Source organism: Agromyces humi (assembly GCF_009720255.1).
GTDB classification, from domain to species: Bacteria; Actinomycetota; Actinomycetes; order Actinomycetales; family Microbacteriaceae; genus Agromyces; species Agromyces humi.
Window position 1 is genome coordinate 1 of the sequence record NZ_WJSP02000057.1, and the last position, 14,737, is coordinate 14,737.

A 14,737-nucleotide genomic window follows, 5' to 3' on the forward strand; every position below is an offset into this window, starting at 1 on the left:
CGACCTGCTGGCGCACCCGCCGCAGGGCGCGTAGACGCGGCGGTCAGCTGCGGCGCAGCAGCACGAGCAGCGCCCACAGCAGCACCGCCCCGCCCAGGTAGGCGGCGAGGTCCATCGCGTCGAATGCGCTGCCGAAGAGGAGCCTCGACACCGGCGCGGCGTCGACGATCGCCGCCGGGACGGGGGTGAGCTGCAGCAGCTCGATCGCCACGGCGAGCGCCAGGGCGATGGCCGTGGTCACGATCGGCGAGAGCCGCGGCCACAGGAGCACGGTGAGCAGGCCGAAGAAGACGACGTAGAGCATGCTGCCGAGCACGTCGATGAGGGGCGTGCGATCGAGCAGCTGCAGGGCGAGGCCCAGTGCGAGGCATCCGGATGCCGCGACGACGGCGAGCACGCGGAGGCGCGCCGCTGTGGCGGGTGTGGTCGGCTGCGGCATCCGATCAGTGAAGCACACGCCGTCGATCTCGCTTCGGCAACGATCCGGCATCGCTCCGGCAACGATGTGCCCCGTTCGGGGTGTCTCACGGGAAGGAGGCGGAATCATGGCTCGTGCGGTCGGCGGCGTTCGTCGACCGCTCGATGACGGCAGCGGGGAGGTTGGGCACATGGCGTCGATGTCGTCCACCGACCGGGCGTGGGTTCCCACGGTCGCGACCGCACTGGTGTTCTGGATGCTGCTCGTCGGCGCCGCACTCATGCCCGAGGTCTGCGCGGCCGTCGACCCGACCGCGGCCGCGACGGCGTGCGTGTCGGGCGCACGTGGGACTGCGGCCATGACCGGCGGCATCCTGGTGCTCGCGGCGGCGTCCCTCGGCGTTGCGCTCACCTACCTGCTGCCGATGGCGGCGCGCCCCCTCGTGCAACGGCTGTCGATGATCGCGGTCGCGGCGATCGGGTCGGCCGCCCTCGTGATGACGGTCGGGGCGTCGGGCTTCAGGCTCTTCTAGAACTTCAGCAGCAGCTGGAAGTGGTCGACCCGCTCCTCGAGCTCGATGTACCGCTTCTCGAGGTCGGCGCGCACCGTGCCCGACCGCCGCGCGGCGAGCCGAGCCGCGGCATCCGGCCCCTGCACCCGGGGTTGCACCACCTGGTCGGGGATCTCGTCGTACTTCGGGTCGACCCCGGTGCGCCGCACGTGGTTCAGCACCTGGGTCTCCCACATGCCCGCGCGCGCATGGGGGAACCGGAGGTAGTGCCGCAGGATGCGGTCCCAGTCGAGGCCGCCCGAGCTGCCACCGCCGGCGTTCACCTCGGTGACGAGGTGGCGGGCGATGGCCATCGATGCGAAGCGCGCGACGCGGCGCGTCTCCTCGTGCACCGGCAGGCTGATCGACGTGTCCTTCGACATGAGCGTGTGCGTGCCGATGTGCTCGCCGGTGGCACCGTTGTCGGACCGCTCGTCGAACGCGTTGCCCGGACCGCGATCCCGTGCCGAGTCGAACCCGGCGCCTCGGCGGCGGCTCTGCTCGAGCTCGACCTGGCCCTTCGCGAGGAGCTGCATCATGAAGCCGCTCACCCCGGGGGTGTAGTCGCCGAAGTCCTCCATCTCGCGATCGATCGCGATGGCCGCGAGCCACGCGTCGCGTGCGCGATCGTTGAGGTAGCCGCCGGCGTGCAGGTGGCGGATGCCCGCCTCGTACCTTCCATCCTCGAGCTGCTTGACGTGCAGCTTCAGCTGCGCCTCGCGGTAGTCCTCGTCCCGCCCCATCCGGGACCGCTCGCCCTTGTTGAAGAGCACCCTGATGAGAACCAGGTCGATGTCCCGCAGCCGTTGCGGGTTCTTCGATGCCAGGGTCGTCTGCAGCGCATCGGGGAGCCGCACGAAGAGGTTCTCCATGCTCTCGAGTGAGGCCTCCATGCTCTCGAGGGCCATCGAGAGGGTGTGGAAGAGGTCCTTCTTGTCGAAGCCGGCCGTGAAGATCACGTCGAGCGCGGGGTCGGACTTCTCCCGGTCCAGGGTGTTCACGGGCACGTAGCGGGGATACCGCAGGCGGCGCAGGTGTGCGCGCACCTGGTGCTCACGGCTCGGCGTCCAGTCCCGCGAAGCGGAGGGCGTCGACTCGGGCGGCAGCCACTTGGATGCCACGTTCGCGGCGAACCAGGTGCGGTACGCGTCATCCGACTCACCCTTGGGCCGCCCCGCGCGCAACTCGTTCCAGAGGTGCAGCTCGAGGTGGTTCGAGTGGAAGTAGTAGTCCTCGATGCCGTGCAGCACCTTGCCGAGCCGCACCAGCACATCGTGACGGCGAGGATCGGTCTTGGGCGCGGTGGCGATCGCCTTCCAGTCGACCTCGAGCTTCGCCAGCGACTCGGCGAGGTAGTCGGTGTACTCCTCGAGGTAGGCGAGCAGTCCACGCGGGCCGCGCTTGTAGAGGCGGTGGTTCACGCGCTGCTCGCCGTAGAGCACGTACGGCGGGAAATCGGTGTGCTCGTGCGGGTAGTACTGGGTGAACGCCTGCCCGAAGATGCGGGCGACCTCGGCGGACGGCAGCCGGGCGATGTCGCCGAGCGCCGGCGCCAGCAGCGGTCGCCACACCGCCGTCTGCGGGACGTCGTCTGCGAAGATCAGGTGCGTCATGCCCTCGAAGATGTGCTGGAAGTAGCCGGCGAGCTTGCCGTAGCGCTGGTCGGCTGGCTCGTGCACGCCGAACATCCGGTCGATCCACTCATCGAGGTCGATCGCCCAGTTGAGGATCGCCTCCGACACCAAAAGGCCGATCACCGGGATGAGGGAGAGGAACCCGAACTCGCCGAGCCCCTCCCCCCAGACCGTGCGCTTGGCCAGCATGTTCGCGAAGGGGTCGCGGAACTGGCTCACGTCCGTCAGGTAGTTGCCGAGCTCGAGGCAGATCCAGTCCTCGTCGGGCCGGAGCGGCCCGACCTGGGCGTGGACGTGCGCGGAGATCTCGGCGTGACGGTGCAGGTCGCCCATGACGGGCTCACACGGTGAAGTCGGGCAGTGCGGCATCCGCCTGCAGGTACACGAGGCTGGTCGGCACGACGACCTTCCACGGCTCGCCCTCGGGGACGGCGCCGTCGAGGTCGTCGGTCTGCGCCTTCAGCTCCTCGACGATCGACACGAAGAGCGGGTCGTCGAGGTGCGGCGGCGTGCCGCCGTTCCAGAGCACGCCCGTCTCGACGAAGTGCAGGACCGCCTCGTTGTAGGCCGGATGCACCGGTACCACCACGCGCACCGCGCCCGCCTGCAGGAACTGGTTGAACATCGGGTCGGGGTCGTCGAACCCGAGCCGCTTGTTCCAGGTCGACGTGCGCGACCAGAAGTACGGGTAGAACAGGTAGGTCAGCTGCTCCCACTCGAAGGCCTGCTCGAAGAACTGGATGAACGGCGCCTCCTCGGCGGCCTCGTGCAGGTCGAGCACCGGCGGCGTGCCGCTCACGCTGTTGAACGAGGAGTAGTCCTCGCCCGTGAAGAGCGTGATGCTCTGCTTCTTCAGCTCGTTGCGGATGATGTGCTGATTCTGGCCGGGGTTGCGGCCCTCGATGATGATGCCGCGAGCCACTTCGGCCGCCTTCACCTTGTCCTCATAGGCCGCCTTGGCCGCCTGGTACGAGGAGACGATCTTCTCGAACGTCTGGATCTGCCACAGCTCGAACGCGCGATCCGTGCGCTCGCAGAAGACCTCGACGTTCGTGGCGAAGGCGCGCACGTCGTTGGTGACGATGCTGACGGGCACGACGGCGTCCTCTCCGTCGAGATCGAACGAGGAGCCCGAGCTGCTCTCGAGGCCGACGAGGACCCGGCGGTAGACGTCCTCGCCGACCCATGCCGACCACGTGAACCCCCAGCTGCGCGCGATGTAGCCGTCGGGCACGATGAGCTCCTTCGACGACTTCGACGTGGTCTGGTCGTCGGTCATGCCGTTCTGGTCGAACGTCGCGGTCATCACCCGCCACTGGGGCGGGGGCGGGGTGACACCCTGCACGTTGTAGGCGCGCACGTAGGCGCCGAAGTTCCACGGTTGCACGTCCTTGTGCGACAGCAGCGCGAGGTCGACGGGCTTCTCGACGGCGATCTTGTTCGACGGATCGTTCTCCTGCGAGTAGTAGTAGTACGCCGCCGGCTCCGGCACGATGAACTCGAACATCATGCGCTTGCCGTAGTTGTACACCTGCGCCTCGTAGTGCTTGTCGACCCAGCGGTAGATGCCGGTGACGTGCCCGTTGCCGGCCGGGCTGTTGTCGATGCCGTGCAGGTTCGACTCCTCGATCTCCTTGATCGTCTTGGTGACGCGTTCCTCGCGGGCGCGCTTCTGGATCTTCGTGACCGAGCGGTCGACGACGTCGCGCGCGAAGTTCTGGCTGTTCTTCGTCGTCTCGGTGGAGGACTGGCTGTAGGCGAAGTTCGCGTACGCACCGAGCTCGACGGGTCCGTACGATGCCGAGACGGTGATGCCGGCGTCGACCTTCATGTCCTCCGTGATCGTCTTCTCGGACTCCTTCTTGAGCTCGAACCGGTCGGTGGTCTGGTTGTCCCGCTCCGTCTCCTCGACGGTCTCGGTCTCGATCGTGAAGGTCTGCTCGGTGCGGTCGAGGCGGCGGTGGTTGCGTTCCTTCTTCTCGCCGTCGAGGACGTTCTCGATGTGCGCGACCTCACCGGCGACGTAGCGCTGCAGGGTCTGCTTCACGACCTTCAGGTCGCCGATGCCGAGCGGGCGGATGACGGGACGCACGACCCACGGGAACGGGATCATGCTCACCGGGTAGTCGAGCTCGAGTGCGGGCTTCGCCGTGTACTTCGCGGCGAGGGCCTGCATGCCCGGGAGCTCGGCGGCCTCCGCCGGCATCGCCTCGAACATGAGCGGGTCGGTCGAGCTCAGGATGCGGTCGGCCACGGCGGAGAGCCGGGTCTGCAGGGCCTCGGTGAGCAGCGGCTTGTCGGAGAGCGATCCGCCGAGCGGCAGTTCGTCGACGACGCGCTTCGCCGCCTGCGGGAGCCTGTCGAGCGTGGCCCGGGGGAGAGTGCGTCGCACCGTCTCCTCGATGCGGATGCTCGGCGAGACGAGACGGGGCGGGATCTGGCCCCCCGGCCGCTCGGGACGCTCGGGCTGCTCCGGTTGCTCCGGCCGCTCGTGCCGCTCCGGTTGCCCGGGCTCCGGGCGGTCCGGCACGGGGCGGTCGGGCTTCTCGACGCGGGTCGCCTTCGCCTCGAAACGCGCCGTCCGCAGCGTCGCGGCGTCCTGGTTGAGTTCGAGGAACTCGGTCCAGACGCGTTCGTAGTCGGCACGGCGGGCCGCGTCGATCTTCGCCTGCGCCTCGCTGCGTCGGCTCGGCGAGCGCTTCTCGGGCTCCGCCTCGGCGGCCACCGAGGGCAGCACGAGGGTGGCCTCGACGATGCCCGCCAGCGACTCGGGGTTCGCCACGTCGTGTCCGTCGGCGAGCGCCTCGACGAGGCGGAGGGCGCGCAGTGCCTCCACGATGGGGTCGAGGTCGCGCGGCGTCTCGCGCACGAGCAGGTAGTGCACCTCGAGCCGATCCCAGAGCTGGTCGCGCACCTTCGCGTTCCGCTCGTCCGCGAGCCAGGTCCCGGGATCGGTGCCGAGCAGCTGCGTGACGGTCGCGACGATGGCGGATGCCGCGGCCGGATCGCGCGTGGCGGCGCGGAGGGCCTCCGCGACGGCGGGCAGCTGCGACCCGGGCCCGTCGGTCGGCGGCTCGGGGACGATGCCGTCCTCCCGCGCCCGCCGGCGGAGCAGCTCGTTGAGCTTCCCCCTCGCGGGACGCTGGCCGAGTTCGGCGACCGTGCGGCCGACCGCGGTCCCCTCGGGCTTCCGCCGGTCGCGGAGCGGGGCGCTGACGGGGTCGTCCTCGTCGGCGGTGTTCGGCGGCCGCAGGGCCACGAATCGGAAGACATCGGTGATCTGGGTGGAGGCCATCTCGGCTCCTTCGCGAGCGGGGTGCGCGGCCTCGTGCTCGGGCCGCGATGTGCGGTGAGGGTCCGGCGCGGCAGGGCGCACGGTTCGGAATCCACGTTCGCAGGGGGAGGGTCGCGCATGACGCTAGTCGGCGCGCTCGGCGACGTGATCAGGGTCCGCCCTGAGTGATCCTCAGTTGCTGGTCGGTGCCTGCCGCGGCTCGACCCAGTCGACGACCGCGTCGATCGCCTCGGCCAGCGTCGCGAAGTGCCGGTGCGCGCCCTGCACCGGGCGCTCGCGGTTGACGCTCCACACGGTCATCCCGGCGGCGCGCCCGGCCTCGACGCCCGACGGCGAGTCCTCGACGACCAGGCAGTCGGCGGATGCCACGCCGAGGGCGGCCGCAGCTGCCAGGTACGGATGGGGGTGGGGCTTGCCGCGCGGCGTCGCGTCGGCGTCCACGATCACGGGTGGCAACGGCAGGCCGAGCCGGCGGAACCGGCCTTCGACGCGGTGCCGGTGGTTCGAGGTCACGAGCGCCCAGTCGCCCGGAGCGAGGGCGCGCAGCACTCGGTCGGCACCGTCGAATGCACGGTAGTCGCCTGACACGACGTCGGTGTCCTCGAGGAGATGGAAGCGGTCGAGGGCTGTCGCGCGCGCATCGGCGGGCAGCAGTTCGGCCACCGTCTCCGCCGGACGAGTCCGCAGGGCGAGGGCGTACACCGCATCGACGGATCGCCCGTGGGCGACGGCCCATACCGCCCAGATGCGGCGCTGGTTCTCGACCGCGTCGACCAGCGTGCCGTCGACGTCGAAGAGCACGGCGCGACGCGGTGCGCGGTCGGTCGCCCCAGCGGTGGGGATGGCTGCTCGCCCCGTCACCGGTCGTCGCCGTCGGTGCGCGACGGGCGCACCTCGGACTCCTGGATGGATTCGATCACGGAGTCCTGCAGGCCCTTCTGGCCGGTGTGCAGCTCCTGGTAGGTCTCGCCGGCGCCCATGAGCGGGCCGAACGCCGCCCGCGCCCGCTGGCCGCGTGGCGCCCGAACGGCCCGCACGGTCATGCCGACGACCAGCGCGAGCCCGAAGAGCGCCGCGAGCGCCCCGATCACGAGCTCCACGGGGTCTTCACCCACCGTCGCCAGTCGGGTTGCTCGGTGAAGCCGAGCGACGACCACAGCGACCGGCCGGCGTCGGTTGGGGATGCCGCGGGGCCGCCGGCGCCGTCAGTGGCGTCGACACCCCCGACGGCGTCCGCGATGCCCGGCTCGCCGCCGAACCCGTACGCCGTGAGCGGCAGCAGCGTGCCGTCGCGGTAGCCCTCGAGCACGAACCGCTCGTGATGGACGACGTGCTCGGGCAGCGCATCGAGCGGGAACCACTCGAGCCCGGTCGCCTTCTGCTCCATGAGCGCGGGCGTGCCCTGCCACGACCGGCAGGCGAAGAACACGTCGAGGCGCTCGTCGACCGGCCGGCCGGTGCCGCCGGTGCGGTGCATGGCGGTGAGGGGCTCGAGGGCCGCCTCGACGACGTCGACGCCGAGTTCCTCGGCTGTCTCGCGCAGGGCGGCGGCGAACACGCTCTCGCCCTGTTCGACGTGACCGGCGGCCGCGGCGGCCCACCAGTCGTCGTAGTAGCCGGTGCCCGCTCGGCGCTGGAGCAGGACGCGCTCGCCGGCCTCCCCGCGCTCCCCGTCGAGCAGGAACACGTAGGCGGCGGGGATCAGCGCGAAGCGGCCGTGCTCGGCGGCGTACTCGTCGGAGTACGCCTGCCGCTCGTCGTCCATCGCTTGGTTCGCCTCCGTCGCCGACCCTATCGCGTCGGTGTCAGTGCCCGACGATCGGGCCGAAGGCGTCGGCGAGCGGCGCCCGGTTGACGCGGCGGAGCTCCTCGACCGGCACGGTGAACAGGCCCTGCACCTCGAGCGAGCCCGACGCGGCATCCGTCACGCCGATGCGGCGCACCGGGTAGTCACGGCCCTCGCAGAGCCCGCGGAACTTCACGTCGTCCTCGCGCGGGACCGACACGATGACGCGCCCGGTCGACTCGGAGAACAGCGCCGTCGCGGCGTCGATGCCGGCGTCCTGGATGACCTCGTCGAGCACGACCCGCGCGCCGACGCCGAAGCGGCCGACCGCCTCGGCGAGGGCGATCGCGAGGCCGCCGTCGCTGAGGTCGTGGGCCGAGTCGATGAGTCCCTCGAGCGCCGCCGCGGCGAGCAGCTCGGCGAGTGCCTTCTCGCGACCGAGGTCGACCGCCGGCGGACGACCGCCGAGGTGGTCGTGCACGACGCCCGCCCAGGCCGAGCCGTCGAGCTCGGCCGCCGTGTCGCCGAGCAGGTAGATGTTGTGGCCGTCGTCCTGCCAGCCCGACGGAATCCGGCGGGCCACGTCGTCGATGACGCCGAGCACGGCGATGACCGGCGTCGGGTGGATCGGCACGTCACCGGTCTGGTTGTAGAACGAGACATTGCCGCCCGTGACGGGGATGCCGAGCTCGAGGCATCCGTCGCTCAACCCCTCGACCGTCTCGGAGAACTGCCACATGACCTCGGGGTTCTCGGGGGAGCCGAAGTTCAGGCAGTCGGAGACGCCCATGGGCTTCGCGCCGCTCACGGCGACGTTGCGGTACGCCTCGGCGAGCGCGAGCTTCGCGCCCTGGCGCGGGTCGAGCTGCGAGTAGCGGCCGTTGGCATCGGTCGCGACCGAGACGCCGAGGCCCGACTCCTCGTCGACGCGGACCATGCCCGCGTCGTCGGGATAGCTGAGGGCCGTGTTGCCGAGCACGTACTTGTCGTACTGGTTCGTGACCCACGCGGCATCCGCCTGGTTCGCCGATCCGACGAGGCGCACGAACTGCTCGCGGAGCTCGTCGGGGGTCGAGGGGCGCTCGAGGGCGGATGCGCCGTCGGCCTGCAGCGCGTCGAGGTACGACGGGTAGGCGACCGGCCGCTCGTACACGGGGCCGTCGACGGCGACGGTGCGCGGGTCGACGTTCACGATCTCCTGGCCGTGCCACATGATCGAGAGGCGGCCGGTCTCGGTGACCTCGCCGAGCACGCTGGTCTCGACGTCCCACTTCTTCACGACCTCGAGGAAGCCGTCGAGCTTCTCGGGGCGCACGATGGCCATCATGCGCTCCTGGCTCTCGCTCATGAGGATCTCCTCAGGGGTGAGCGAGGGGTCGCGCAGCAGCACGTCGTCGAGCACGATCGCCATCCCGCCATCGCCGTTGCTCGCCAGCTCGCTCGTCGCGCACGAGATGCCGGCCGCCCCCAGGTCTTGGATGCCCTCGACGAGGTCGCCGGCGAACAGCTCGAGGCAGCACTCGATGAGCACCTTCTCGGCGAACGGGTCGCCCACCTGCACCGCGGGGCGCTTCGTCGGGCCGCCCTCGGCGAACGTGTCGGAGGCGAGGATCGACGCGCCGCCGATGCCGTCGCCGCCGGTGCGCGCGCCGAAGAGCACGACCTTGTTGCCGGCGCCCTTCGCGTTGGCGAGGTGGAGGTCCTCGTGGCGCATGACGCCGACCGCGAGCGCGTTCACGAGGGGGTTCGCCTGGTAGGTCGGGTCGAACCAGGTCTCGCCGCCGATGTTCGGCAGGCCGAGGCAGTTGCCGTAGAAGCTGATGCCACTGACGACGCCGTGCACGACGCGGGCGGTGTCGGGGTGGTCGATCGCGCCGAACCGCAGCGCGTCCATGACCGCGACGGGGCGTGCGCCCATCGAGATGATGTCGCGCACGATGCCGCCGACGCCGGTCGCCGCGCCCTGGAAGGGCTCGATGTAGCTCGGGTGGTTGTGCGACTCGATCTTGAACGTGACCGCCCAGCCCTCGCCGATGTCGAGCACGCCGGCGTTCTCGCCCATGCCCACCATCAGGTGCTGCTTCATCGCCGGCGTCACCTTCTTGCCGAACTGGCGCAGGTAGATCTTCGACGACTTGTAGGAGCAGTGCTCGCTCCACATGACGGAGTACATCGCGAGCTCGGCGCTCGTGGGCCGGCGGCCGAGGATGTTGCGGATGCGCTCGTACTCGTCGGGCTTCAGCCCGAGCGCGGCGTACGGCTGCTCCTTCTCGGGCGTGGCCTGGGCGACCTCGACGGTGTCGAGCACCGGCGTCTGGGTCGTCGGGGCAGCGGTCGTGGCGGGGGCTTCGATGGTCACGAGTGGCGAGCTCCAGAGAACGGCGGCGAGCGGATGCCGCGGGGGCGGATGCCTGACCGTGCAAGTCTACCCGGCGTGCTCACCTGAGCAGGCCGGGTTGTTTTGAGTGATTCAAAACAACTGCTACGGTCGAGGACATGAGCAGCGCATCCGACCGTGAGCAGGCCGAGGCGCATCTCCGCGCCGCGGGGCTCAAGGTCACGGTGCCCCGCATCGCGGTGCTCGACGCGGTCACGGGCCACGGTCACCTCGATGCCGACGCCGTGCACGCGCGCGTCGCGTCCGATCACCCGAGCGTGTCGCTGCAGTCGGTCTACAACGTGCTCGGCGACCTCTCCGCCGTCGGGCTGCTCCGCCGCATCGCCCCCGCGGGGTCGCCGGCGCTCTACGAGAGCCGGATCGGCGACAACCACCACCACGTCGTCTGCACGCGCTGCCACGCCGTGGAGGACATCGACTGCGTGATCGGCGAGCCGCCCTGCCTCATCCCGGCCGACACCGGCGGCTTCGCGATCCACACCGCCGAGGTCACGTTCTGGGGGCTCTGCGGCGACTGCCGGCGCGCCGTCGCCGACCTCGAGCGGCTCGCGCCGGCCGACGCCGGCTAGCCCGCGGCATCCGCCCGCCTCGTCCGCCCGGCCGTGCGCGCCGCGCCTCCGCTCGCTGAGGCGGCCCTCGGCGCGCCTTCCACCGACCCCGCACCACCACCTCAGAGAGAGAAGGACGACACATGTCGGAACCCACGACGACGCAGACCGGAACGCCCGTCGCGAGCGACGCGCACTCCCTCACGGCCGGCGCCGACGGCGCGACCGTGCTGCACGACCGCTACCTGGTCGAGAAGCTGGCGCAGTTCAACCGCGAGCGCATCCCCGAGCGCATCGTGCACGCGAAGGGCGGCGGCGCCTTCGGCCGCTTCGAGGTGACGGCGGATGTCTCCGCGTACACGCGCGCGGCCGTGTTCCAGCCGGGCGTCGAGTCCGAGACCCTCCTGCGCTTCTCGAGCGTCGCCGGCGAGCAGGGGTCGCCCGACACGTGGCGCGACGTGCGCGGCTTCTCGGTGAAGTTCTACACGACCGAGGGCAACTACGACATCGTCGGCAACAACACGCCGGTGTTCTTCATCCGCGACGCGATCAAGTTCCCCGACTTCATCCACTCGCAGAAGCGCCTGCCCGGCTCGGGCCTGCGCGACGCCGACATGCAGTGGGACTTCTGGACCCTCTCGCCCGAGTCCGCGCACCAGGTCACGTACCTCATGGGGGACCGCGGCCTGCCGAAGTCGTGGCGCGAGATGCACGGCTTCGGTTCGCACACGTACCAGTGGATCAACGCCGAGGGCGAGCGCTTCTGGGTGAAATACCACTTCCGTTCCCGGCAGGGCGACCTGCACCTCGACGCCGCGACGGCCGAGGCGATCGCCGGGGCCGACGCCGACCACTACCGCCGCGACCTCTTCGACGCGATCGAACGTGGCGAGTTCCCCAAGTGGGACCTGCACGTGCAGGTCATGCCCTACGAGGATGCGAAGACCTACCGCTTCAACCCGTTCGACCTCACCAAGGTGTGGCCGCACGCGGACTACCCGTTGATCCCGGTGGGCACGCTCACGCTCGACCGCAACCCGCAGAACTTCTTCGCCGAGATCGAGCAGGCGGCGTTCTCGCCGGCGAACACGGTGCCCGGCATCGGCATCAGCCCCGACAAGATGCTCATGGCCCGGGTCTTCAGCTACCCCGACGCGCAGCGCTACCGGGTCGGCACGAACTACCACCAGATCCCCGTGAACGCGCCGCACGCGGCATCCGTGCACAACTACTCCCAGGACGGCGCGCAGCGCCACGGGTACAACCCGCCGACCACGCCGGTGTACGCGCCGAACTCGTTCGGCGGACCGGTCGCCGACGCCGCAGCGGCCGGCGAGGGCAGCTGGGAGAGCGACGGCGAGCTGGTGCGCTCGGCCGCGACGCTGCATGCCGACGACAGCGACTTCGGCCAGGCCGGCACGCTCTATCGCGACGTGTACTCGGCCGCGGCCAAGGAGCGGCTCGTCCAGACGCTCGCCGGCCAGGCGGCCGCGATCACGGTCGACGAGATCCGGGCGCGGTTCTTCGCGTACTGGACCAACGTCGACGCGGGCCTCGGCGCGCAGCTCATCGCCGCCGCCGCGGCCGTCGACGACGCCGCAGCGTGACCCACGACGGCCGGGGTGCATGGTGCGCCCCGGCCGTCGCGAGTAGAGTCCGTCGCACGCAGGATCCCCTGCACCCCGTGGAAGGACCCGCCATGCACGCCGTGTGGACTCCCGTGCGGAAGGCGCTCTCGGCCTACCGCACGGAGTACGCGATCTACGGCACCGTGCTCGTCAGTTCGGTGATCGCCGTGGGGTGGGAGGACGACACCGACCTCGAGGTGCTGGTGTTCGTGCTCGGATCGGTCGGCGTGTTCTGGCTCGCGCACATCTACTCGGGCGTGCTCGCACGTGACGACGATACGCAGCCGCGGCTGCGCGCCGTCCTCATCGCCGCTCGCGATGCCATCCGGCACACGGCCGGACTGCTGTTGGCCATGGTGCTGCCCGCCGTGTTCCTGTTGCTCGCCGTCGTCGGGTGGGTCGACGAGTACGTGGCGTACTACGCCGCGCTCTGGGTCGGCGTGGCCGTGCTCGCGGTGCTCGGCTACCTCGCCTCCGCCCGCCGCGGCAGCCCGTGGTACCTGCGCGTCGTCAGCGCCGTGGTCACCGGGAGCCTCGGGCTGCTCGTCATCTGGCTGGGCTCGCTCGTTCACTGAGCGCGGGGTCCGGTGCACCTGCCGAACGCTCGCGACCCCGAGCGCGGATATCGCCCGCCGCCCCTACTCCGCCCGCGAGAACGCCGACGCCCGCTCGACCTGCTCGCGCGTGAGCGGCACGCCGGTGTAGCGCTCGAACTGCCGCGCGGCCTGCAGCGCGATCACCTCGGCTCCCGAGATCACGCGCTTCCCCGCCGCTCGACCGGCCGCCACGAGCGGCGTCTCGGCGGGGAACGCCACGACGTCGAACACCGTCGTCGCCCGCTCGATGAACGCGGGCGGGAACGCCAGCGCCGCGGCATCCGCCCCGTGCATGCCGAGCGGGGTGACGTTCACGATGACGTCGAACGCGGGCTCGGGGTCCTCCGCCACCCACGCGTAGCCGTACTTCGCGGCGAGCGCCGAGCCCGCCGCCTCGTTGCGCGCGACCACCGTGAGGTCGCCGAACCCGGCGCCCCGGAACGCGGCCACCACCGCCTTCGCCATGCCGCCCGAGCCGCGCACCAGCACGCGTTCGCGTGGGTCGATGCCGTGCTCGGCGATGAGCATCGCGATGGCCTCGTAGTCGGTGTTCGACGCGGTGAGCACGCCGTCGTCGTTCACGATGGTGTTCACCGACTCGATCGCCGCGGCCGAGTCCTCCATCACGTCGACGAGCGGGATCACCGCCTCCTTGAACGGCATCGACACCGAGCACCCGCGGATGCCGAGTGCCCGGATGCCGCGGACGGCACCCTCGATGTCGTCGGTCGTGAAGGCCTTGTAGATGAAGTTCAGGCCCAGCTCGTCATAGAGGAAGTTGTGGAAGCGCGTGCCGAGGTTCGACGGCCGGGCCGCGAGCGAGATGCAGACCGACATGTCCTTGTTGAGGATGGGCATGCCTTCAATGGTGCCGGATGCCGCGGGCGGGCGCTCGCACGTGCCGGTTGGGCGCTCGCCGGCTCAGGCCTCGCGGCCCCCGGGCGGCCCGATCACCAGCAGCGCCGCGAACACGGCGGCGACGCCGACGACGGCGACCCCGGTGAGGAGCACCGGACGGGCGAGGAACCAGCGCAGCATCCGGTTCACCCAGCTCTCGTCGGCCGGGTGCTCGCTCGTCTCGCGGCGCCAGTCGCCGTCGAGCCGGCCGTGCCGCATGAGCCACATCTCGAACGGGATCGTGGCGTAGGGGACGATCGCCGTGAGCACCGCGAACGCGATGAGGCCGAGGCTCCAGCGCTGGTTGACGCCGACGAGCACCGCCTGGAACGCGTACGCGAGGAACACGAACCCGTGGAACGAACCGCCGACGAGCACGGCCGCCTCGATGCCGCCGGCGTACTTCAGGATCATGGCGACGATGAGGATCGTCCAGGTCACCGCCTCGGCGAGGGCGAGCGTGCGGAAGAGGCGTTTCGGTGACACGGGGGAGGCTCCAAGGGTCGGGATGCTTCCATGGTCGCAGTCACAGCGGCGGCGACGCATCGAACGAACGGATGAACGCGGGTAGCCTAATGCGGTGACCGAGCCGACCGAGCCCACCGAGCCATCCGCACGTGAGCTCGTCTCGAGCCTCATCAGGTCGATCCCCGACTTCCCCGAACCCGGGGTCACGTTCCGCGACCTCACCCCCGTCTTCGCCAGCGGTCCGGCCCTGCACGCGCTCGGCACGAGCCTCACCGAGCCGTTCGCGGGCCGGTTCGACGACATCGGCGGGGTGGAGGCGCGCGGATTCCTCATCGCCGGGGCCGCGTCGGCCATCTGCGGCGCGGGCGTGCTGACGGTGCGCAAGGCCGGGAAGCTGCCCCGAGCCGTGCTGCGCGAGGAGTACTCGCTCGAGTACGGCACCGCCGCGCTCGAGGTGCACGAGGGCGAGCTCCCGCCGGGCGCCCGCGTGCTCATCGTCGACGACGTGCTCGCGACGGG

General features: G+C 70.7%; 14 protein-coding genes. 5 read left to right on the forward strand and 9 right to left on the reverse strand.

Going from position 1 to position 14,737, the window contains the following annotated elements:
* Window positions 1-43 precede the first annotated feature (43 nt).
* Window positions 44-439: a DUF2809 domain-containing protein gene (locus GH736_RS07535; protein ID WP_159601767.1), complete on the reverse strand. Its 396-nt coding sequence runs from the start codon at window positions 437-439 to the stop codon at window positions 44-46.
* Between the two features lie 169 nt (window positions 440-608).
* On the opposite strand from GH736_RS07535, the gene GH736_RS07540 reads away from it, so the two are divergent.
* Complete coding sequence (locus GH736_RS07540; protein WP_159601769.1) at window positions 609-950, forward strand: hypothetical protein; 342 nt, start codon at window positions 609-611, stop codon at window positions 948-950.
* Here the strand turns inward: GH736_RS07540 and GH736_RS07545 are convergent.
* The 6 genes from GH736_RS07545 to purL all read right to left on the reverse strand — a co-directional run bounded on the left by GH736_RS07545 (window position 947) and on the right by purL (window position 10,042).
* Complete coding sequence (locus GH736_RS07545; protein WP_159601771.1) at window positions 947-2,935, reverse strand: hypothetical protein; 1,989 nt, start codon at window positions 2,933-2,935, stop codon at window positions 947-949. The two genes, GH736_RS07540 and GH736_RS07545, sit on opposite strands and share 4 nt — an antisense overlap.
* A 7-nt stretch (window positions 2,936-2,942) precedes the next feature.
* A complete protein-coding gene (locus GH736_RS07550) occupies window positions 2,943-5,897 on the reverse strand; it encodes a hypothetical protein (RefSeq protein WP_159601773.1) in 2,955 nt (984 codons plus the stop codon).
* A gap of 171 nt (window positions 5,898-6,068) precedes the next feature.
* Window positions 6,069-6,758, reverse strand: a complete 690-nt coding sequence (locus GH736_RS07555) for an HAD family hydrolase (RefSeq protein WP_235933878.1) — start codon at window positions 6,756-6,758, stop codon at window positions 6,069-6,071.
* Window positions 6,755-7,012 (reverse strand): hypothetical protein, encoded by a 258-nt coding sequence (locus tag GH736_RS07560; protein WP_159601775.1) that lies wholly within the window; start codon window positions 7,010-7,012, stop codon window positions 6,755-6,757. Before GH736_RS07560 ends, GH736_RS07555 begins: the two co-directional genes overlap by 4 nt.
* Window positions 6,985-7,662, reverse strand: coding sequence for an NUDIX domain-containing protein (locus GH736_RS07565; protein ID WP_159601777.1), 678 nt, complete (start codon window positions 7,660-7,662; stop codon window positions 6,985-6,987). The genes GH736_RS07560 and GH736_RS07565 overlap by 28 nt, the downstream gene beginning before the upstream one ends.
* Window positions 7,663-7,702: 40 nt before the next feature.
* Complete coding sequence (purL, locus tag GH736_RS07570) at window positions 7,703-10,042, reverse strand: phosphoribosylformylglycinamidine synthase subunit PurL (RefSeq protein WP_235933879.1); 2,340 nt, start codon at window positions 10,040-10,042, stop codon at window positions 7,703-7,705.
* A 137-nt stretch (window positions 10,043-10,179) separates the two neighbouring features.
* On the opposite strand from purL, the gene GH736_RS07575 reads away from it, so the two are divergent.
* The 3 genes from GH736_RS07575 (at window position 10,180) to GH736_RS07585 (ending at window position 12,832) form a co-directional block, all read left to right on the forward strand.
* Window positions 10,180-10,650: a Fur family transcriptional regulator gene (locus tag GH736_RS07575; protein ID WP_159601779.1), complete on the forward strand. Its 471-nt coding sequence runs from the start codon at window positions 10,180-10,182 to the stop codon at window positions 10,648-10,650.
* 122 nt (window positions 10,651-10,772) lie between these two features.
* On the forward strand, window positions 10,773-12,236 hold the full coding sequence (locus tag GH736_RS07580; RefSeq protein WP_159601781.1) for a catalase: 1,464 nt from the start codon (window positions 10,773-10,775) through the stop codon (window positions 12,234-12,236).
* A gap of 92 nt (window positions 12,237-12,328) precedes the next feature.
* Window positions 12,329-12,832 (forward strand): hypothetical protein, encoded by a 504-nt coding sequence (locus GH736_RS07585; RefSeq protein WP_159601783.1) that lies wholly within the window; start codon window positions 12,329-12,331, stop codon window positions 12,830-12,832.
* A gap of 63 nt (window positions 12,833-12,895) precedes the next feature.
* On the opposite strand, the gene GH736_RS07590 is transcribed toward GH736_RS07585, so the two are convergent.
* A complete protein-coding gene (locus tag GH736_RS07590; RefSeq protein ID WP_159601785.1) occupies window positions 12,896-13,711 on the reverse strand; it encodes a shikimate 5-dehydrogenase in 816 nt (271 codons plus the stop codon).
* 63 nt (window positions 13,712-13,774) lie between these two features.
* The gene (locus tag GH736_RS07595) at window positions 13,775-14,236 is read right to left on the reverse strand and encodes a DUF3817 domain-containing protein (protein ID WP_235933880.1); all 462 of its coding nucleotides are present in this window, start codon (window positions 14,234-14,236) and stop codon (window positions 13,775-13,777) included.
* 94 nt (window positions 14,237-14,330) lie between these two features.
* On the opposite strand from GH736_RS07595, the gene GH736_RS07600 reads away from it, so the two are divergent.
* Window positions 14,331-14,737 (forward strand): adenine phosphoribosyltransferase (locus tag GH736_RS07600; RefSeq protein ID WP_159601788.1); only part of this gene is annotated, 407 nt, incomplete at its 3' end.

Bases quoted from the DNA above. Each gene is read 5' to 3' on its own strand.
- GH736_RS07535 (WP_159601767.1), bottom strand. From the start codon at position 439: ATGCCGCAGCCGACCACACCCGCCACAGCGGCGCGCCTCCGCGTGCTC.
- GH736_RS07540 (WP_159601769.1), top strand. From the start codon at position 609: ATGGCGTCGATGTCGTCCACCGACCGGGCGTGGGTTCCCACGGTCGCG.
- GH736_RS07545 (WP_159601771.1), bottom strand. From the start codon at position 2,935: ATGGGCGACCTGCACCGTCACGCCGAGATCTCCGCGCACGTCCACGCC.
- GH736_RS07550 (WP_159601773.1), bottom strand. From the start codon at position 5,897: ATGGCCTCCACCCAGATCACCGATGTCTTCCGATTCGTGGCCCTGCGG.
- GH736_RS07565 (WP_159601777.1), bottom strand. From the start codon at position 7,662: ATGGACGACGAGCGGCAGGCGTACTCCGACGAGTACGCCGCCGAGCAC.
- GH736_RS07575 (WP_159601779.1), top strand. From the start codon at position 10,180: ATGAGCAGCGCATCCGACCGTGAGCAGGCCGAGGCGCATCTCCGCGCC.
- GH736_RS07580 (WP_159601781.1), top strand. From the start codon at position 10,773: ATGTCGGAACCCACGACGACGCAGACCGGAACGCCCGTCGCGAGCGAC.
- GH736_RS07585 (WP_159601783.1), top strand. From the start codon at position 12,329: ATGCACGCCGTGTGGACTCCCGTGCGGAAGGCGCTCTCGGCCTACCGC.
- GH736_RS07590 (WP_159601785.1), bottom strand. From the start codon at position 13,711: ATGCCCATCCTCAACAAGGACATGTCGGTCTGCATCTCGCTCGCGGCC.